Here is an 869-nt window from a genome sequence, read left to right on the forward strand (position 1 = left end):
CCACTCCTCCAGCGTGGGCAAGTAGGCCGGGTCGAGGCCGTTGATGTTGCTGGTCGCCAGCGTGTGCTCAAGGCGGTACCGCCCCTTCAACCGTGGCTGTGCTCGATCCACCAGCGGCTGCCAGCCGGCGTTCAGAATGCGTTGGAGGAGATGGTGAATCTTCACCCGAGCGTCATCGTGCAGGATCTCGGTGGCCTCGCTGACGCCTGCGCTGATGTGGAAGTTGTAGAGGCCTTCTACCGCGTAACGCCCGCTGAGATCTTCGGAGGACTGCACGCTCATCACATGCTGGAGCGCGACTGCATGTCGCCCATGATCAAGTCGAACAATCCCCAGCGATGCTTCCGGCCAGATGACGCGGTAGTCCTGCACCACGTTCGGGATCGATTGCCAACTGCGCAACAGGGCACCGTGTCGGCGCGCGAACTCTGCGCCTGATTCACCAAGGCGGATGAGCACTTCTACATTCATCGTAGGTTCTTTCTGTTCAGTGGCCCATGCACTCGCCGCATGGGGAGCAGCGCTGGGGGCGGTGGACTCGCTCGGCGAACAGGCCGCCAGCAGGAGGATCCCCGTCAGAACGACAAGAATGGTTGTAGAGGCTCGCTTCATTCATCGATCCGCCATACTCACCCACGCCGCCATCGCCTCAAGTTCTCGATGCATATCCTGGGGATACTCCTGCATGCGCTTGTGAAAAAGCTCCGCTGCAAGCTGGATCCATTGCATCCGACTGCGGAAATCCTCCAACCTCGTCTCCTTCGGCGCCACCGACTTCAGTGCCGCGTCATCGGTTTCGCAGGCGCTGGTGAAGACCAGTTCCAGGCCGGGTGAGAACCAACTGGCGGGCGGTGTGCGCTGCGCCTGCA

Annotated in this window: 1 protein-coding gene and 1 pseudogene; both read right to left on the bottom strand. The window is 61.3% G+C overall.

What is annotated here, in order from left to right; genetic code table 11:
• Nucleotides 1–612, bottom strand: a pseudogene (locus C1704_RS17335) (hypothetical protein); the annotation flags it as partial.
• A partial coding sequence (locus C1704_RS17340; RefSeq protein WP_419186816.1) for a DUF2515 family protein occupies nucleotides 613–869 on the bottom strand: 257 nt, incomplete at its 5' end.

The organism is Caldimonas caldifontis (genome assembly GCF_002930615.1).
GTDB lineage: Bacteria > Pseudomonadota > Gammaproteobacteria > Burkholderiales > Burkholderiaceae_C > Caldimonas > Caldimonas caldifontis.